General features: G+C 70.2%; 14 protein-coding genes. 10 read left to right on the forward strand and 4 right to left on the reverse strand.

The features are described from left to right. Positions 1–22 precede the first annotated feature (22 nt). Positions 23–2,407, reverse strand: a complete 2,385-nt coding sequence (locus OG735_RS03545) for a phosphoketolase family protein (RefSeq protein WP_327321651.1) — start codon at positions 2,405–2,407, stop codon at positions 23–25. Between the two features lie 23 nt (positions 2,408–2,430). Between OG735_RS03545 and ppk2 the strand changes: the two genes are divergently transcribed. Next, the gene (ppk2, locus tag OG735_RS03550) at positions 2,431–3,252 is read left to right on the forward strand and encodes a polyphosphate kinase 2 (RefSeq protein ID WP_327321652.1); all 822 of its coding nucleotides are present in this window, start codon (positions 2,431–2,433) and stop codon (positions 3,250–3,252) included. A gap of 49 nt (positions 3,253–3,301) precedes the next feature. Here ppk2 and OG735_RS03555 read toward each other — a convergent pair whose 3' ends face one another. Next, the gene (locus OG735_RS03555) at positions 3,302–3,763 is read right to left on the reverse strand and encodes a cyclic nucleotide-binding domain-containing protein (protein WP_327321653.1); all 462 of its coding nucleotides are present in this window, start codon (positions 3,761–3,763) and stop codon (positions 3,302–3,304) included. Positions 3,764–3,991: 228 nt separating this feature from the next. On the opposite strand from OG735_RS03555, the gene dhaK reads away from it, so the two are divergent. The 6 genes from dhaK to OG735_RS03585 all read left to right on the forward strand — a co-directional run bounded on the left by dhaK (position 3,992) and on the right by OG735_RS03585 (position 8,998). Continuing rightward, a complete protein-coding gene (gene dhaK / locus OG735_RS03560) occupies positions 3,992–4,984 on the forward strand; it encodes a dihydroxyacetone kinase subunit DhaK (RefSeq protein WP_327321654.1) in 993 nt (330 codons plus the stop codon). Positions 4,985–5,021: 37 nt separating this feature from the next. Further along, positions 5,022–5,627 carry a dihydroxyacetone kinase subunit DhaL gene (gene dhaL / locus OG735_RS03565; protein WP_327321655.1) on the forward strand — a complete coding sequence of 202 codons (606 nt, stop codon included), beginning with the start codon at positions 5,022–5,024 and terminating at the stop codon, positions 5,625–5,627. Next, positions 5,624–6,034, forward strand: a complete 411-nt coding sequence (locus OG735_RS03570) for a PTS-dependent dihydroxyacetone kinase phosphotransferase subunit DhaM (protein ID WP_327321656.1) — start codon at positions 5,624–5,626, stop codon at positions 6,032–6,034. The genes dhaL and OG735_RS03570 overlap by 4 nt, the downstream gene beginning before the upstream one ends. 391 nt (positions 6,035–6,425) lie before the next feature. Then, the gene (locus OG735_RS03575) at positions 6,426–7,268 is read left to right on the forward strand and encodes a hypothetical protein (protein ID WP_327321657.1); all 843 of its coding nucleotides are present in this window, start codon (positions 6,426–6,428) and stop codon (positions 7,266–7,268) included. 92 nt (positions 7,269–7,360) lie between these two features. Then, the gene (locus OG735_RS03580; RefSeq protein WP_327321658.1) at positions 7,361–7,993 is read left to right on the forward strand and encodes a class F sortase; all 633 of its coding nucleotides are present in this window, start codon (positions 7,361–7,363) and stop codon (positions 7,991–7,993) included. A 126-nt stretch (positions 7,994–8,119) separates the two neighbouring features. Then, a complete protein-coding gene (locus tag OG735_RS03585) occupies positions 8,120–8,998 on the forward strand; it encodes a siderophore-interacting protein (RefSeq protein WP_327321659.1) in 879 nt (292 codons plus the stop codon). Positions 8,999–9,004: 6 nt separating this feature from the next. Here the strand turns inward: OG735_RS03585 and OG735_RS03590 are convergent, their stop codons facing one another. Then, positions 9,005–12,292, reverse strand: coding sequence for a BTAD domain-containing putative transcriptional regulator (locus tag OG735_RS03590; protein ID WP_327321660.1), 3,288 nt, complete (start codon positions 12,290–12,292; stop codon positions 9,005–9,007). Between the two features lie 46 nt (positions 12,293–12,338). Further along, the gene (locus tag OG735_RS03595) at positions 12,339–13,313 is read right to left on the reverse strand and encodes an alpha/beta fold hydrolase (RefSeq protein WP_327328195.1); all 975 of its coding nucleotides are present in this window, start codon (positions 13,311–13,313) and stop codon (positions 12,339–12,341) included. 268 nt (positions 13,314–13,581) lie between these two features. On the opposite strand from OG735_RS03595, the gene OG735_RS03600 reads away from it, so the two are divergent. The 3 genes from OG735_RS03600 to OG735_RS03610 all read left to right on the forward strand — a co-directional run bounded on the left by OG735_RS03600 (position 13,582) and on the right by OG735_RS03610 (position 17,737). Continuing rightward, complete coding sequence (locus OG735_RS03600) at positions 13,582–14,364, forward strand: glucosamine-6-phosphate deaminase (protein WP_327321661.1); 783 nt, start codon at positions 13,582–13,584, stop codon at positions 14,362–14,364. A 204-nt stretch (positions 14,365–14,568) separates the two neighbouring features. Continuing rightward, positions 14,569–15,885 carry a globin domain-containing protein gene (locus OG735_RS03605; protein ID WP_327321662.1) on the forward strand — a complete coding sequence of 439 codons (1,317 nt, stop codon included), beginning with the start codon at positions 14,569–14,571 and terminating at the stop codon, positions 15,883–15,885. A 289-nt stretch (positions 15,886–16,174) separates the two neighbouring features. Further along, complete coding sequence (locus OG735_RS03610) at positions 16,175–17,737, forward strand: APC family permease (protein WP_327321663.1); 1,563 nt, start codon at positions 16,175–16,177, stop codon at positions 17,735–17,737. The last annotated feature ends 415 nt before the right edge of the window (positions 17,738–18,152 follow it).

An 18,152-nucleotide genomic window follows, 5' to 3' on the forward strand; every position in this document is an offset into this window, starting at 1 on the left:
GGGACGCTCGCCGCGTCCTTGATCAGCCGGCCCAGGTCCAGTCGGCGACCTCCGGCAGGTCGACGCCGTGCTTGCGGATCCAGGCGTGGTGGCGGGTGCGTACATCGGCCATTGCCTGCCGTACGGCCACGGCCCGCACGCCGAGCCCGGGAACCCGGTCGATGACGTCCATGACGAGCCGGTACCGGTCGAGATCGTTGCGTACCACCATGTCGAAGGGCGTCGTCGTCGTGCCCATCTCCTTGTAGCCGCGGACGTGCAGGTTAGGGTGGCCGGCCCGTCGATAGGCCAGGCGGTGGATGAGCCACGGGTAGCCGTGATAGGCGAAGACGACCGGCTTGTTTCGGGTGAACAGGGCGTCGTACTCAAAGTCCGCCATCCCGTGCGGGTGTTCTCCCTGGGGCATCAGCCTGGCCATGTCGACGACGTTGACGACGCGCACCACAAGCTGCGGCAGATGGCGGCGCAGCAGTCCTGCCGCGGCGAGGACCTCTTGAGTGGGTACGTCGCCGGCGCAGGCGAGGACGACATCCGGTTCGCCTTCTCCGTTCTCCGTTCCGGCCCACTCCCACACACCCGCGCCGCGCGCGCAATGGGCGCGGGCCTCGTCGAGGGAGAGCCAGTCGAAAGTCGGCTGCTTCCCGGCGACGATCACATTGACATAGTCGCGGCTGCGCAGTGCGTGGTCGGCGACGGAGAGCAGGGTGTTGGCGTCCGGCGGCAGATAGACCCGTACGACCTCGGGGCTCTTGTTCAGGACGTGGTCGACGAAGCCGGGGTCCTGGTGCGAGAAGCCGTTGTGGTCCTGCCGCCAGACATGCGACGTGAGCAGGTAGTTGAGAGAGGCGACAGGGGCACGCCAGGGCAGGGACCGGGAGGTCTTGAGCCACTTGATGTGCTGGTTGACCATCGAGTCGACGATATGGACGAACGCCTCGTAGCAGGAGAACAGTCCGTGCCGGCCGGTGAGGAGATAGCCCTCCAGCCAGCCCTGGCACAGATGCTCGGAGAGCACCTCCATCACCCGGCCCTGCCGCGAAAGGTGCTCGTCGGTGGCAGTGGTCTGTGCCTGCCAGGCCTTGCCGGTGACGTCGAAGAGGGCCTGCAGCCGGTTGGAGGCGGTCTCGTCCGGTCCCACGACGCGGAAGTCCCGGCGCTCGGCCGTGTCCGCCATGAGCTGCGCGAGGAGGCCACCCAGCACACCGGTGGGTTCGTGCAGGGTGACACCCGGCTTGTCGACGGCGACGGCGAAGTGTTCCAGCGGTGGTACGGGCAGGTCCCTGACGAGGAGCCCGCCGTTGGCGTGCGGTGTGGCGCCCAGCCGACGTTCGCCTTCGGGAACGCAGGCCAGCACCTCGGGGCGGGGGCTGCCGGACTCGTCGAAGAGCTCCTCGGGGCGGTACGAGCGCAGCCATGCCTCCAGTTGGGCGAGGTGCGCGGGGTTTTCCCGTACACCGGCGAGAGGGACCTGGTGGGAGCGCCAGGTCCCTTCGACCGGGACGCCGTCGACCTCGGCGGGCCCGGTCCACCCCTTCGGCGTACGGAGCACGATCACCGGCCAGCGCGGCAGTTCGGCCTTTCCACCACTGCGGGCGTCGTGCTGGATACGGGCGATCCGGTCCAGCGCCTCGTCCATCGCCGCGGCCATCGCCCGGTGCACCTGGTCCGGTTCGTCGCCGGTGACCTGGAGTGGCTCATGGCCGTATCCGCGCAGCAATTCGGCGAGATCTGCCTCGGGCAGCCGCGCGAGGAGCGTCGGATTGGCGATCTTGTAACCGTTGAGGTGGAGGATGGGCAGCACCGCGCCGTCGCCCACCGGGTCGAGAAACTTGTTGGAGTGCCAGGAGGCGGCGAGCGGTCCGGTTTCGGCCTCGCCGTCGCCGATCACGCAGGCGACCAGCAGGCCGGGGTTGTCGAGCGCGGCGCCATAGGCGTGCGCGAGGGAGTAGCCCAGCTCTCCTCCTTCGTGGATGGAGCCGGGAGTCTCCGGTGCGACATGGCTCGGCACTCCGCCGGGGAACGAGAACTGCCGGAAGAGCTGCTCCATGCCGGCCCTGTCCCGGCTCACGTCCGGGTACGTCTGCGAGTAGCTGCCCTCCAGCCAGGAGTTGGCGAGCACGGCGGGACCTCCGTGGCCCGGACCCCAGATGCACACTGCGGACAGGTCGCGGGCCTTGATGACCCGGTTGAGATGGGTATGGACCAGGTTGAGGCCGGGAGAGGTGCCCCAGTGGCCCAGCAGCCGCGGTTTGATGTGCTCCGGCCGCAGCTCCTGGGTCAGCAGCGGATTGCCCATCAGGTAGATCTGCCCGACCGCGAGGTAGTTCGCGGCCCGCCAGTGCGCGTCGAGCGCCCTCAGTTCCAAGACGTCCAGCACAGTGCGGTCCTGACGCTTGACCTTGCGCATGGTTTCCTCCATAACGTCATTGCATGGCAGTCAAGAAGGGGCCGAAGCAGCCCGTGAAAATGCCGCGTGCGCTGTACGAACGTGAGCTGTACCGGCTGCAGACGGAGCTGGTGAAACTTCAGGAGTGGGTTCGCGCCGAGGGTGCCCGCCTTGTCGTCGTCTTCGAAGGACGGGACGCGGCCGGCAAGGGCAGCACGATCAAGCGGGTGACGGAACATCTCAATCCTCGGGTCGCGCGTATCGTCGCGCTCCCCAAGCCCACCGAGCGCGAACGCACCCAGTGGTACTTCCAGCGCTACACCGAGCACCTTCCCGCCGCAGGGGAAATAGTCCTCTTCGACCGAAGTTGGTACAACCGGGCCGGCGTCGAGCACGTCATGGGCTTCTGCACCAAGGAGGAGCACCAGCGCTTTCTCCACCAGTGCCCGATCTTCGAGCGGATGCTGGTCGAGGAAGGGGTCCTGCTGCGCAAGTACTGGTTCTCGGTGAGCGACGCCGTACAGGAGCAGCGGTTCCGGCGTCGGCTGGAAGATCCCACGCGGCGCTGGAAGCTTTCACCCATGGACCTGGAGTCGATCACCCACTGGGAGGCGTACTCCCGGGCGAAGGACGAGATGTTCGTCCATACCGACATCGCGGAGGCGCCGTGGAATGTCGTCGAGAGCGACGACAAGCGCAGAGCGCGGCTCAACATGATCGCGCACCTGCTGTCGACCGTGCCGTACCGCGATGTGCCGCCACCGGAGCTGGAGCTCCCGCCGCGTCCGCCCGCCACGGGCTATCAGCGACCACCGCGGGATCTCCAGTCGTACGTACCGGATCATGCGGCGGGCCTCCTCGACTGATGTCCGGAGGCTGCAGCTGAAGCTGAGATCGGCCGGCACGGTGCGGCCGTCATCGACGCAGGCTTCCGTCGCCGGCGGGTCCGTACAGATCGAGCAGGCGGCTGCGGGCGGACTGGAGCCGGTGTGCGATCACCTCGGCGATACGGAACGTGAGCGCCTGGCTGAGCTCCGGCTCCTCATCGAACAGGGCGCGCACCTTCGCGGCGTCGAATTCGAGCGCTCGGACGGGGGTGGCCGCCGCGGCGCCCAGATGCCAGCTGCGCGGCGGGAAGAGCCAGGACCAGCCCAGCAGATCTCCGGGGCCGAGCTGCTCGACGACGACGGCGCGCCGTCCCGGAACGTGCAGGTCGAGCTCGACGGCTCCGGACCGGATGATCCAGAAGCGATCCGCGCGTGAGCCCTCCTCGAAGATGCGGGCGCCGGACGGGAAGGCTGATTCCGTGGCGAGTTCCATCATCCTGTCGCGGCCTTCGGGCGGCAGGACGTTCAGCAGTGGGGCCACCGTGGTCATCGCTGTCTCCGTCCCTCAGGGGCCGCAGCGGGGGCCCGGGATGGTGTCTCTCCCTCTCCCCAGACTGCGCGGCTTCTCCCCGGACTGCGAGGCGGCGAGCGGACCCGGCGTCGTCGTCCGTGCCCCGGGACGGAATTCCCTCGATACTGGGTATGAGCCGACAGTTCCCCAGTACGACAGCGAAGCCACTGGCCGCGGCCGACCTGCCAATCTCACCTGGAGGTAGTCATGAGGATGCTCATCAATGTGCCGGAGACCGTTGTCGCGGACGCGCTCCGTGGCATGGCGGCGGCGCACCCCGAGTTGTCCGTGGACGTGGAGAACCGGGTGATCGTACGGGGCGATGCGCCCGTCGCCGGGAAGGTGGGGCTGGTGTCCGGGGGCGGCTCGGGGCACGAGCCGCTGCACGGCGGATTCGTCGGGACCGGAATGCTCGCCGCCGCCTGCCCCGGAGAGGTCTTCACCTCTCCCGTTCCCGATCAGATGGCGCGGGCGGCCGCCGCCGTGAACAGCGGCGAGGGGGTGCTGTTCATCGTCAAGAACTACACGGGCGACGTCCTCAATTTCGACATGGCGGCCGAGCTCGCCGAGGACGAAGGGGTCCGTGTCGCCAAGGTTCTGGTCAATGACGATGTGGCGGTGACCGACAGCCTCTACACGGCGGGCCGCCGCGGCACCGGCGCGACCCTGTTCGTCGAGAAGATCGCGGGCGCGGCCGCCGAGGAGGGCGCGCCGCTGGAGCGGGTCGAGGCGATCGCCCGCCAGGTGAACGAGAGCTCCCGGAGCTTCGGTGTCGCGCTGAGCGCCAGCACCACACCCGCCAAGGGCAGTCCAACCTTCGATCTGCCGTCGGGCGAGCTGGAGTTGGGCATCGGCATTCATGGTGAGCCGGGGCGTGAGCGGCGCGCCATGATGACGTCGCGGGAGATCGCGGACTTCGCGGTCAATGCGGTGCTGGAGGATCTGCCGCCGACAAGCCCGGTGCTGGTGCTCGTCAACGGCATGGGGGCGACGCCGCTGCTCGAGCTGTACGGCTTCAATGCCGAGGTGCAGCGCGTGCTCACCGAGCGTCGCGTGGTCGTGGCCCGTACCCTCGTCGGGAACTATGTGACCTCGCTCGACATGGCCGGCTGCTCGGTGACGCTGTGCCAGGTCGACGAGGAGCTGCTGCGGCTGTGGGACGCGCCGGTGCAGACCCCCGCGCTCCGCTGGGGTCGCTGACCCGCCGTCCAGGCCCGACTCACCACAGGGAGTTCATGTGCTCGACGCCGATTTCTTCCGCCGCTGGCTGACGGCCGCGGCAGTCTACGTGGACCGCGAGGCGGACCGTCTCACCGAGCTGGACTCGGCGATCGGTGACGCCGACCACGGCAGCAATCTCCAGCGCGGGTTCACGGCGGTGACGGCGGTCCTGGAGAAGGAGGCGCCGCAGACACCCGGGGCCGTACTCACGCTGGCGGGACGGCAGTTGATCTCTACGGTGGGCGGCGCATCGGGTCCGCTGTACGGGACGCTGCTGCGGCGTACCGGCAAGGCGCTCGGCGAGGACGCCGAGGTCACGCCCGGACAGTTCGCCGAGGCGCTGGGCGTGGGGGTGGCGGCGGTGGCGCAGCTCGGCGGCGCCAAAGCCGGGGACAAGACGATGCTGGACGCGCTCGAGCCGGCGGTCGCGGCACTCGGCGACACCACCGCGTCGTTCACGGCGGCCCGCGAAGCGGCCGAGCAGGGCGCGCTCGCGACCGTGCCACTGCAGGCGCGCAAGGGCAGGGCCAGCTATCTGGGCGAGCGCAGCATCGGGCACCAGGATCCGGGGGCGACCTCGTCGGCCCTGCTGATCGCCGCGCTGGCGGAGGTGGCGGGATGAGTGATGCCAAGCCGGTCGGGATCGTGCTGGTCTCGCACAGCAGGGAGGTGGCCGCGGCTGTCGCCGAGCTGGCGACGGGGCTCGCGGGCGGCGGCACGACGGCGCCCGTGGCGTCGGCGGGCGGCACTACGGACGGCGGCCTGGGCACCAGCTCGGAGCTGATCGCGGCGGCGGCCGCCTCGGTCGACCAGGGTACGGGGGTGGCCGTGCTCGTCGACCTGGGCAGCGCCGTGCTGACGGTGAAGGCGCTGCTGGCCGAGGGCGACGAACTCCCGGAAGGAACACGGCTGGTGGACGCGCCGTTCCTGGAGGGCGCGGTGGCCGCGGTGGTGACCGCGTCGGCGGGCGGCGACCTGGACGCGGTGCAAGCGGCGGCCTCGGAGGCGTACGACTACCGGAAGGTGTGACGCCCGCGACCGGACGGTGTGGCGCCCGGGGAAGCCGACAGGTGACCCACCACGCCGCAGCTCGTGCCTGTCACGATCGACGGCTCGGTGTACCGGGTGCCGCTCCGGCGGGCTCTCGACCGTAGAGGCCGCCGGAGTGACCCCGTCACTCTTTTGGAGTTGCGTTGGGGTCGCGTACCCGGCGGATCGGCCGGGCGCCCGGCCATACCGCGTGACCTGGCACGACCAACACGACCACGGCGGCAGACGGTGGTGACACACCGGGGCCGGGCAGCCCGCGCCACATGCGGCGCCCCCATGGGCCCTCATAGCGTCTTCTCCATCGAGGTGCATTTCTTACGTTTCGCGGAATACATCCGTGGCTGCGCCTCGGGAATTCGGAGAATTCACCATGCGTGCGATACGTGTCGCCTCCCTCGCACTGATCGGCACCGCCGCGCTGGCCCTCGGCGCCCCGGCCGCCGTCGCCGCCGACGACGACGGGAACAGCGCCACGTCGTTCGGCTTCACCGCCACCCCTGCGACCGTCGCGCCCGGCGGCACCGTGACGCTCAACGCCACCGAGTGCGAGGCGCCGACCGTGACGGCCTCCTCGGGCGTCTTCGAGACCGTCACCCTCAACGAAGGCCAATCCGCCACGACGAAGATCGCCGCGGACGCCAAGCCCGATGCCAAGTACGACGTCACCTTCGACTGCAAGGGCGAAAAGGGCACCGCCCCCCTCACCATCACCAGTGGCTCCGGCTCGCGCACCGACACGGGAACAGTCGCTGACGTTGGTACCGGTACGGAAGCGGGGACCGACGCCGGCGCCGGGACGGAAACGGGAGCCGACGCCGGCACCGAGATGAACACCGACAGCGACGCAGATACCGGGACGGAAACGGGGGGCGACGCGAGTACCGAGCTGGGCACCGGCAGCAGCGAGACAGGTACCGGGACGGAAACGGGCGCCGACGCCAGTACCGAGCTGGGCAGCGGCAGAGACACAGGTACCGGGATGGCCAAGCCCGACCGAGGTAACGACACGGCGAAGCCCGAACGCGGCAACGACACGGCCAAGCCTGACCGAGGTACCGGGATGGCGAAGCCCGACGGAGGTGTCAAAGGCGGCGCCGGCGGCAGCGTCTCCGATCTGAGCCCCGCGCAGATCGCCGTCGGTTCCGCGCTCCTCGCGGGCGCGCTCGGCGCCGGCGTCTTTCTGCTGCGCCACCGCGCCGCTGACAGCGTCTGACGGGCACAGAGCGGCTCCGCCGCGCCGGACCCCCGACGGTCAGGCGCGGCGGAGCGCCAACGGAGGGCCTGGGAAAGCACAAGGGAAGGGTTATGCCTACGTACAACAGGCGCGGCGCCTGGTTCACGGTCGTCTGCGTCCTGCTGCTCGCACTGTTCCTCCTGCGTAACGGATCCACGCAGGTCGCCGACGGCCCGCCCCAACCCGGCTCCGCCGTCGCGGCCCCGCACGGCACGGCCGATCCACTGCCACCCGCACCCGCTCCGGTGCCCCACTCCGCGCCGCAACGGATCACCGTCCCGTCCGTCAAGGTGGACGCCCCGCTGACCGAGGTCGGCCTCGACGCCGACGGCTGGGTGGAACCCCCGCCGCTGGAGGACAGCAACCTCGCCGGCTGGTACCGGGGGTCGGTCACCCCCGGCGAACGGGGCACGTCCGTCATCGTCGGCCATGTCGACAACACGGCGGGACCGGCCGTCTTCTATGAGCTCGGCGCCCTCGAGCGGGGCAGCCGTATCGAGATCCCGCGCGAGGACGGACGTAGGGCGGTGTTCGCTGTGTACGACGTCGAGGTGTTCGCCAAGAAGGAGTTCCCCGCGGCACGCGTGTACGCGGACGGCCGGGAGCCGGAGCTGCGGGTCCTCACCTGCGGCGGCGACTATGCGAAGAAGACCGGGTACGAGGGGAACGTCGTGGTCTTCGCCCGCCTGGTCGAGCTCCGCTGACGGCTCGCCCGCGGCCCGCGTGCAGGCGAGCCCGCGGCCCCGTGCAGGCGGCCTGTCGGTCGCATGTAGGTGCCCTCTGTGACGGTGATCAGCACACCCCTCCCACCCACACCGTCAGGAGATTCGATGGCGCAGCGGCTGCCGGTCCGGTTCATCCAGGTCACCGAGGTCACCCGGCTGACCCCGCACATGGCGCGTATCACCTTCGGCAGCCCCGATCTCGAAGGCTTCGCTCTCGACGCCCCCGACCAGCAGGTGAAGCTGTACTTCCCCCGGCCGGGCCAGAGCGGCCCGCGCCTGCCGGGGCCGGAGGACGGCGACGGCGATGTGATGCGGTGGTACGAGGCGTACCACGCGATCCCCGAGGACGAGCGGCCCTGGATGCGCAGCTACACCATCCGCGCCCATCACCCGGGGCACACCACGGTCGACATCGACTTCGTCCTGCACGACGACGCAGGGCCCGCGACACGCTGGGCGCTGTCGGCCGGGCCCGGAGACACGCTCGGCATGTACGGCCCGTCGGCGTACTTCGCCAAGGCCGTACCGCTCGGCGCCACCGACTGGATGCTGCTGGCCGGGGACGAGGCGGCGCTGCCGGCGATCGGCACGCTGTTGGAGGCGCTGCCCAAGGGGGCGAGGGCCGTGGCGTACATCGAGGTCGCCGACGCGGCCGAGGAGCAGCGCTTCGAGACGGAGGGCGAGGTGACCGTGCACTGGCTGCACCGGGCCGCGGCACGGGCCGGTCACGGCGAGCTGCTCATCGAGGCCGTGCGCGCGGGGCGGTTCCCGCCGGGGTCGGTGTTCGCCTGGCTCGGCGGCGAGGCCGGCGCGGTACGTACACTGCGCCGCCATCTGATCGAGGAACGCGGTATCGGCAAGCGCGACATCGACTTCGCCGGGTACTGGCGGCTGAGGCTGACCCAGGACGACGCGCCGACCGAGGAGGACCTCGCGGAGGCGCGGGAGCGGCCGGCCGACGCGCAGGCACGGGCGGACGGCTGAGATCGGTCAGATCAGGGCGGCGGCTTCCCGTGCGGACAGGCCGCCGCCCTCGGCGTACGCGCGCTCATACGTCTCCCCCGGCAGCACCGCACGCAGGTCGGACTCGGCCCGCTGCCGGAGCTCCTTCTCCTCGGCGAACGGCCGGAACCCGAGACCGCCGGGCTGCCGACTGCCCCGGTCGTACGCCCCGAGCAGCCGTGCCCCGTCCCGCGCCGCCCCCAGATGCGCCATCGCCCAAGCAGCACAAAGGAATTGATCGACAACCAGCTGCGGGTCGACGAGATGGGCCAGGCTGTCCAGCCGCCGCACCGCCTCCTCGATCCGGCCGCGGGCCCGTCCGTACTCCCCGTCGATGCAGTCCAGCCAGCCGTACACCCCCGCCACGATGCCACCGAACAGTCCCGGCGAGTCGGCAGCCAACGCGCCTTCCACCTCTACGAGTTGTTCCCGGGCGGGGCCGGTGCGGCCGGTGCGGCCGTAGTACTGGGTCAGCAGCATCCGGGCCGTACTGAGCGCCTCTGCCACGAACTCGCCGGACTCGGCCACCGCCTCGAGCAGCTGCCGTTCGGCGCGCTCCCTGTCCGCCGGGGTTGTGGCCGTCCGCAGTCGCACCGATGCCAACCGGGCTTTGAAGACCGGCACTTGGGCGTGCGTGCCGACGCGGGCGGAGTTCCGCATGGCCCGCTCGAAGTCCGCGGCGGCCTCCTCGTACAGGCCGCGCCGCTCGAACGCCTCACCGCGGGCGGACAGCGACTCGGCAATACCCCACAGATCGCCCGCGGTCTCGAACAGCGCGAGCGCCCGGTCGGCATCGCTCGTGCACTGTTCGAGTCCGCCGGTGCGGTGGCCGAGCAGCTTGGCGCGCAGCAGCAACGCGAACCCCAGATCCCATCCCTGGCTCAGGTCGCTCGCCCGATCCGGCTCTTCGCAGCTCGCGACAATGGCGTCCATGGTCTCGGCAAGCCCGTCGAACTCGCCCGTCATCAGCCGGGCGAAGAACCACATGGAGCCCGGCTGCCGGCAGATCTGCGGCAGCCCCGGGCGGTAGGCGGCGACGATTCCGCGCAGATACGCCTGCGTCTGCGGCTCGCTCAGCGCCGTGCCCTCGTCCGCGGTGCTCGCAAGCACCATCAGCCGCACCCCGCGCCGCGCCTCCCACAGCTGTTCCTCGGGCCAGGGCGGCGGAGTGTCGGTGCAGCGCGCGGGCAGCGGCACCGCGATCCGTACCGGCGGCCGGAAGGGGTCGACGCCGAGCCCGGCGGCCGCCGACGACCAGGTGCGGGCGTCCACCTGGTGACCGCGCTGCTGCCAGAACCAGTTCATGGACAGCACCAGACTGAGCGCCTCCTGCTCCTCCGCCAGGCGGACGGCGGTGCGCAGCGCGGTCCGTACATTGTCGTGCTCCGTCTCGAGCCGCTCCAACCACTCGGCCCGGCGCGGGCCGCGCAGCTGCGGATCGCCGGTGCGGACCAGCTCTCGGTAGGCGCTCATATGCCGTCGTTCGGCCTCGGGCCGCTCACCGGCCTCGTCGAGCCGCTCCGCCGCGTACTCGGCGACTGTTTCCAGCAGCCGGTAGCGCATGCCGTCCGGACGGCCGGGACCGTCCGGGACGGCGACCACCAGCGACTTGTCGACAAGAGAGGCGAGGGGGTCGAGGGGATCGAGGGCGCCCGCCCCGCACACTGCCTCCGCCTGGGCCAGTGCACAGCCGCCGGAGAAGACGGCAAGACGGCGCAGTACGATCCGCTCGTCCTCATCGAGCAGGCCCCAGGACCAGTCGACCACCGCCCGCAGCGTCCGCTGCCTGGGCAGTACGGTCCTACTGCCGCTGCTGAGCAGCCGGAAACGGTCGTCCAGCCGGTCCGCGATCTGCCGCGGCGTAAGGGCGCGCAACCGGGCGGCGGCCAGTTCGACGGCGAGCGGCAGTCCGTCGAGTCTGCGGCAGATCTCGGCGCACGCCTCCGTGTCGTCGTCCGTACGGAATCCGGGCCGGGCGGCCGCGCCGCGCTCGGCGAGCAGCCGCAGCGCCACGTCCTGCGGCAGGGGTCCGACGCCGCGTACGGATTCGCCCGGGACACCGAGCGGCGCGCGGCTGGTGGCCAGCACCCGCACACCCGGGCAGCCGGTGAGCACCGCCTCCGTCAGCCGGGCCGCCGCGTCGATCACATGCTCGCAGTTGTCCAGGACGAGCAGCATTCGCCGCCGTCCGCAGTACTCGACCAGCTGGGCCAGCGGGTCGCGCGTGGCGGCCTCCGCGGCGGCCGGTCCGCGCGCTTGGGTCTGCCGGGCCCCGAGCGCGGTCAGGACCGCTTCGGGAACGGTCTCTTCGTCGCGTACGGGTGCGAGTTCAGCCATCCAGACCCCGTCGGGCCATGTCCCGGCCGCGGCTTCTGCGGCCTCCATCGCCAGCCGGGTCTTGCCCGCGCCGCCGGGGCCGAGCAGGGTCACCAGCCGGTGGGAGCGCAACTGCTCCGCCAGGTCGGTCAGTTCGACCTCGCGGCCCACGAAGGAGGTGAGCCTGACGCGCAGATTGCCTCGCGCGACGGGCTTTTCCGGGTCATGTGCCAGCAACTCCGCATGCAGAGCGCGCAGTTCGGCGCCGGGGTCCGTTCCGAGCTGCTCGGCGAGGCGCACCCGTATGTTCTCGTACGCCTGCAGCGCCTCGGCCTGCCGTCCCGCCGTCCGCAGGGCCCTGATCCGGAGCGCCTGGAGCGGTTCGTCCAGTGGAGCCGCGGCGGCGAACGCCGTGATCTCGGCGAGCACGCCGTGCGCCCGGCCCAGCTCCACCTCGGCCGCGAGCCGGGTGCGGCGCGCCTCGGTGTGGCGCTGCTCCACGCGCACGGCCAGTGGATCACCGTCCCTGCCGGGCAGATCGGTGAGCGCACGGCCGTGCCAGAGCGCAAGCGCCTCGTCCAGCAGACCGGCTGCCGCTGCTGCGTCCCCGGCATCGAGCGCGGCGGTTCCTTGCGACGCCAGCCGCTCGAAGCGGAAGAGATCGATGTCGTCCCGGTCCGCCGCCAGCCGATAGCCGCCCGGCACGGACTCCACCGCCGTCCTGCCGAGGGTTCGCCGCAGGCGTCCCACCAGCGCCTGCAGGGCAGCCGTCTCGTCGGCGGGCCACTCCTCGCCCTCGCCCCACACCTGGGCGACCAGTTCCTCGGCGGCCACCGTCCGGCCGCCGCCCGCGGCCAACGCGGCCAGCAGCGCCCGCAGTCGGGCCCCGCTGAGCGGTGCCTCGGTACCGTCCGGGCGGAGCGCCTGAGTGGTGCCGAGTACGCGGTATCGGTAGATCACCGGCCCATTGTCCCTGCCGACTGTGCTGGCCCGATGTCCCTGCCGATCAGGTCGCGCTGCGCTCGCTCGCCAACTGCAGGACGTCCTCGATCTCGCGCCCGGACCGCAGCAGCTCACGCCAGCGCTCCGTACTCCAGTCGGCCGGCCGCGTGGTCTCGATGAAGTCCTCGACCAGCGCCAGAAAGCGCGCCGGGTCGGCATGGAAGGGAAAGTGGCCCGCCCCCTCGAAGATCTCCAGGCGGCTCCCCGGCATCGCGTCGTGCGCCCCGTACGCGTGCTCCATCGGCACCACGCCGTCGCGCGATCCCCACAGCAGCATGGTCGGCATGCCCTGCGTCAGATAGCAGCGGTCGAGCATGGTCACCACCTGGCCGCGCCAGTCGACGACCGCCCGCAGTGTGCGGATGAAGGCGCTGCGCGAGGTCGCGTCGGGCAGCGCGTCCACAAGGTTGAGCAGCTCCGGCGCGTCCTGTCCGAGGTCGGTGTCCAGCCGCCTGATCAGTTCCGTGAAGAGGCCGGTTCCCCGCCGCATACCGGGCAGGGTGAGTATCGAGAGGAGGAGGTTTACCCCGGGCAGCGAGACGGCCCGCAGGACGGGATTGACCTCCCCGCCCACACCGCCGGCGCTCACCAGGACCAGTCGTTCGGTGCGCTCGGGGAACTGGTACGCGAACTGCATGGCCACTCCGCCGCCGAGCGAATGGCCGACGAGCGTGGCCCGGTCGATACCGAGCACGCCGAGCAGATCGCGCATTCCGTTCGCGTAGGCCGCCACCGAGTAGTCGGCACGGGGCTTGTCCGACGCTCCGTGGCCCAGCAGATCAGGTGCGATGACCGTGTATCTCTGAGCCAGTCCCGGTATGAGGTCGACCCAGGTGGCGGAGGAGTCACCGATGCCGTGAATGAGCAGGACGGCCGGGCCTTCGCCGGCGATCCGGTACGCGCGGCGGTAGCCGTGCACCACATGGTGGCGCAGCTGCGCGTCGCCTTCGCTCACGGAGCGCAGCCTGCTCCGGTCCATTGCGTGCGGCCCGAGGCCGGCGGCCATCGCGCTCACCCCTCCCCTGTCCCCTGCGGTTCCTCATCCGAGCGTAGAACCGCCGCCGCACCGGGGATTTCCGCCAGGTTTCACTCCGGGTACGGCTTTCGAGGCCGCGCGCTCATACGCGCCGTGTGCAGTCGCCAGGGGCGGGCGCGCTCATGGGTACGCGAGCCCTTCGCGCGACAGAACCGCCGCCCACCAGGTAGATTGGTCTACACCACTTGCGCCTTCAGAGACAGGGATCTCCGTGGAAGTTGTCATCGTTCCCGACTCCGCCGTCGGCGGCGAGCTCATCGCCGAAGCCATGGCCGAACTGCTGCGACGCAAGCCCGACGCACTCCTGGGCGTAGCCACCGGCTCGACTCCGCTGCCGATCTACGAAGCCCTCGCAGCCAAGGTGCGCGCCGCGCAGGTGGATGCTTCCCGCGGCCGGATCTGCCAGCTCGACGAGTACGTAGGACTGCCTTCCGGCCACCCCGAGTCGTACCGCTCGGTGGTCCTCCGTGAGGTCGTCGAGCCGCTCGGCCTGACCGACGCCTCCTTCATGGGCCCCGACGGCACCGCCGAGGACGTCGCGGCCGCCTGCCTCGCCTACGACCGTGCGCTGGCCGAAGCCGGCGGCGTCGACCTCCAGTTGCTCGGCATCGGCACCGACGGACACATCGGCTTCAACGAGCCCTGCTCCTCACTCGCCTCCCGCACCCGGATCAAGACGCTGACCCAGCAGACCCGGCAGGACAACGCCCGGTTCTTCAGTGGCCTCGACGAGGTCCCGCACCACGTCATCACCCAGGGCATCGGCACCATCCTGGAAGCCCGTCATCTGGTCCTGCTGGCGACCGGTGAGGCGAAGGCCGAGGCCGTGGCGCTCGCCGTCGAAGGCCCACTGTCGGCACTGGTGCCCGCCTCGGCCCTGCAGCTCCATCCGCACGCCACCGTCGTGGTCGACGAGGCGGCGGCCTCCAGCCTCAAGCTCGCCGACTACTTCCGCGCCACCTATGCCGCCAAGCCCGACTGGCAGGGCATATAGGACGCGGCCGCCGTCGCTGTCCCGGCTGGAAGAGGAATGTTCCAGTCGAGACATAATTCGCGCCACAACGGCTCGACAGTGCCCATGAGTTGATACGGTGCTGCTCGCTCAGCACTTTTCACGCGCGTTCAGCTGACGCGCCGCCCTGCCGCCCCCGGACCCTGCGCGGCCAGGCCAGTGCATCGCGGGAGCGCGGGGGATTTCATGGACGACATCGATGTGGTCACAGCAAGCCTGGAACGAGTCAGACTCCGGGCCGGCCATGTGGTGCGCTACTTCTACGCGCATCTCTTCACCCACCATCCGCGGCTGCGCCCCCTGTTCCCCGCCGCGATGGACGACCAGTACGAGCGGCTGTTCGCCGCGCTGGTACAGGTCGTGGAGCATCTCGGCCACCCCGCGCTCCCCGCACACCTGAACCGACTCGGCCGGGATCACCGCAAGTTCGGGATATCCGACGAGGACTACACCGCCGTGGGCGAGAGCCTCGTCGCCGCCATCCGCTACCACAGCACACACACCTGGGACGACCGGACCGAGAGGGCATGGCTGCGGGTGTACGGATTCGTCGCCGCGGCCATGACCGGCGGAGCGCACAGCTCGCTCGCCGCGAACGAGCCGGCGTGGTGGGACGGCACTGTCGTCTCGCACCGCCTGCACGGCGGTCACACGGCCGTCATCCGCGTCGCCCCTTCCGCCCACTACCCGTGGCTGCCCGGCCAGTACGCCACGATCGAGCACCCGGATCTGCCGGGCGTGTGGCGGCCCTACTCCCTGGCCGGCCGCCCCGGCCGCGGCGGTGTGCTCGAGTTCCATATCGGCCGGGTCGCCGAAGGCCTGCTCAGCAATGTCCTGTGCGACGGCACGACGCCCGGCCGCACACTGCGGCTGGGCGCCGCCTCGGGATCCGCGCTGACCCCGCCGCCCGGCACCCCGGCCGTCACACTGATCGCCGCCGGCACGGGCTGGGCCCCGGTCAAGGCGGTCCTGGACGAGTTACTCGCCCGCAGGCCGGCGCCTCGTATCCGTATCGACGTCGTCGCCCGCGGCGAGGCCGACTTCTACGACGGCGGCGCTCTTGTCGACATCCTGCGCGCCCACCCCTATCTGAGCGCGTACTGGTGGTACGAGGAGCGCGGCAAGGGCCGGATGAGGGCCGCGGAACGTCTGCACAGCAATCTGAGCGCGCGCCGCGGGTGGCCCGGCGAAACCGTCTACCTCTGCGGTCCCGTGATGTTCGTGCAGGAGACGGCCGAACTGCTCCACGACTGCGGTCTGCCTGCAGAATCGCTTATCCGCGATCCACTGCCCGCGTCGGTGCAACCGCGCGGATACGTCTCCCACGCGGAGCAGTTCCTCGATCCACCGCCCGTGACCTGGATCGATCCGGACGCCCGTACGCGCCCGCTCGACCTCCCGGCGCCGCAGCCCCATCCCGAACCTCAGCCCCTGCACCGGCCCGCGCCACCGGACAGCAGCGGCGGCTGGTTCGAGCCGCACGGCGCGGTCGGACGGGTCTGACTGCCCGCTCCACCCTCACTCCCCGTCGCGGAACTCCGAACGGAACACGGAGCAGCGGCACCACCGGGGAGGGTGCTGCCGCTGCCGTCCCGCTGCGCCGCACGCCTGTCAACGGGTTGCACCGTCCGCCGTCAACACCGGCGGAGTTCCTGGGCCCCCGAAGCCCCACAGGGAAACACTTTTCGGCTTTCGATCAGGAGCAAATGGGTGTATCCCGGATACATAGCGGTGCATGCTCGTACACGCTCCGGCACCGGGCTGCCCGTGGCCGACGGCGAAAGGCCGCCTCATGCAAACAGCGCCCGGCGGATCCCCCAGCCCTCCGCTTCCGCAGTCGTCCGCGGTCGGCGAGAAGGGGCTCAAGGGCAGCGCGCTGGGTCTCGTCTCCTCCGTGGCCATCGGCCTCGCCTCGACCGCCCCCGCCTACAGCCTGGCCGCCACACTCGGCTTCATCGTCCTCGCCGTCGGGCTCCAGTCACCGGTCGTGGTGATCCTGGGATTCATCCCGATGTACTTCATCGCCTACGCCTACAAGGCGATGAACGCCGTGGACCCCGACTGCGGCACCACTTTCACCTGGTCCGCGCGGGCCTTCGGACCGCATACCGCGTGGATGGGCGGCTGGGGCATCATCATCGCCGACATCATCGTGATGGCGAACCTGGCGCAGATCGCGGGCCAGTACGGATTCCAGCTGGCCGGAGCAGGCGGCCTGGCCGACAGCCGCAGCTGGACTGCTCTCGCGGGCGTCATCTGGATCATCGTGATGACGGCCATCTGCTATATCGGCATCGAGATCTCCGCGGCCCTGCAGAAATGGCTGCTCAGCATCGAGCTGCTGCTTCTCGCCATCCTCTCCGTCATGGCATTGGTGAAGGTGTACGGCAGCAACGCGCCGCCGGAATCGCTGCACGTGGACGCGGCCTGGTTCAACCCCTTCGAGATCGGCTCCGCCAGCTCCCTGACGCAGGGCGTCCTGTTGGCCGTCTTCATCTACTGGGGCTGGGACACCGCGGTCTCCGTCAACGAGGAGACCGCCGACCGCGAACGCACCCCCGGCCGCGCCGCCGTCATCTCCACCGTTCTCCTCCTCCTCATCTACATCCTGGTGACCACCTCGGCGCAGGCCTTCGCCGGGATCGGCGACAAGGGCATCGGGCTGGCCAACCCCGACAACGCGGGCGACGTCCTGGGCAGCTTCGGTGACGAAGTGTTCGGCACGGAAGGATTCGGCGGGTTCCTGGCGAAAATGCTGGTCCTGATGGTGCTGACGTCGGCCGCCGCCTCCACGCAGACCACGATCCTGCCGACCGCCCGCACCAGCTTCTCGATGGCCACGCACAAGGCGCTGCCGGCGGTCTTCGCCCGCGTCCACCCTCGCTTCCTGACACCGACGTGGTCGACCGTCGCCATGGGCCTGGCGTCGATCGTCTTCTACGCCGGGCTGACGGCCATCAGTGGCAATGTCCTGGAGGACTCCATCGCCTCGGTCGGTCTGGGTATCGCGTTCTACTACGGACTGACCGGCTTCGCCTGCGTCTGGTACTTCCGCAAGGTCCTCACCCGCAGCGCCGCCGACTTCTTCATGAAGGGCCTCCTCCCCGCACTGGGCGCCCTGATGCTGCTCGGCCTGTTCTGTTACGCGGCCTTCCACGTCTACTCCGACCCGGCGTACGGAACCACCGTCATCGACCTGCCGTTGCTCGGCAGGACCGGCGGCGTGTCCGTCATCGGCATAGGCGCCCTGGCGCTGGGCGTTGTCCTGATGCTCATTCAGCGGGCAGTGCAGGGCACATGGTTCTGTAACCCGGACGTACCCGTCAGCGTCGCGTCCAAGTCCTCGCCCCAGTAGGCCACTTCCTTCCGGTGACGACCGCTGTCGCAGCCCGGCCCGCAGTGGAACAAAGCGGCTATTCCTCATCAACAGGACACAAGGCGGCGCGCCGATGCCGCGTCCATTCGGCTTGTTTCCCACCGTGGATCGAATTTTCCTGTGAAGCGCTCGTGAATTCCTCTTCATATTCGATCAGCGATATCCCTCTCAGTGCGTCAAATCACCCCCCATTGCCCCCGGAGCCGGTGATGGCCGGATGACCGGATCGGTCTCTTGACCCACCGTTGAGATGCAAACCAGACTCCCCAGAGGCACTCATGCATCAGGAGCCACAAGCGCCGGCACATGCCGATGGCCCTGCGAGACCGATATCGCACGGGGTGTGCGACGGGGGAATGCAGTGGAGAGCGCGTATGCGTGCTCAGTACATACG

It is taken from the genome of Streptomyces sp. NBC_01210 (genome assembly GCF_036010325.1).
Classification (GTDB): domain Bacteria; phylum Actinomycetota; class Actinomycetes; order Streptomycetales; family Streptomycetaceae; genus Streptomyces.

Bases quoted from the DNA above. Each gene is read 5' to 3' on its own strand.
- OG735_RS03605 (WP_327321662.1), top strand. From the start codon at position 14,569: ATGGACGACATCGATGTGGTCACAGCAAGCCTGGAACGAGTCAGACTC.
- OG735_RS03610 (WP_327321663.1), top strand. From the start codon at position 16,175: ATGCAAACAGCGCCCGGCGGATCCCCCAGCCCTCCGCTTCCGCAGTCG.
- OG735_RS03575 (WP_327321657.1), top strand. From the start codon at position 6,426: ATGCGTGCGATACGTGTCGCCTCCCTCGCACTGATCGGCACCGCCGCG.
- OG735_RS03555 (WP_327321653.1), bottom strand. From the start codon at position 3,763: ATGACCACGGTGGCCCCACTGCTGAACGTCCTGCCGCCCGAAGGCCGC.
- dhaK (WP_327321654.1), top strand. From the start codon at position 3,992: ATGAGGATGCTCATCAATGTGCCGGAGACCGTTGTCGCGGACGCGCTC.
- OG735_RS03580 (WP_327321658.1), top strand. From the start codon at position 7,361: ATGCCTACGTACAACAGGCGCGGCGCCTGGTTCACGGTCGTCTGCGTC.
- ppk2 (WP_327321652.1), top strand. From the start codon at position 2,431: ATGGCAGTCAAGAAGGGGCCGAAGCAGCCCGTGAAAATGCCGCGTGCG.
- OG735_RS03585 (WP_327321659.1), top strand. From the start codon at position 8,120: ATGGCGCAGCGGCTGCCGGTCCGGTTCATCCAGGTCACCGAGGTCACC.
- OG735_RS03570 (WP_327321656.1), top strand. From the start codon at position 5,624: ATGAGTGATGCCAAGCCGGTCGGGATCGTGCTGGTCTCGCACAGCAGG.
- OG735_RS03595 (WP_327328195.1), bottom strand. From the start codon at position 13,313: ATGGACCGGAGCAGGCTGCGCTCCGTGAGCGAAGGCGACGCGCAGCTG.
- OG735_RS03545 (WP_327321651.1), bottom strand. From the start codon at position 2,407: ATGCGCAAGGTCAAGCGTCAGGACCGCACTGTGCTGGACGTCTTGGAA.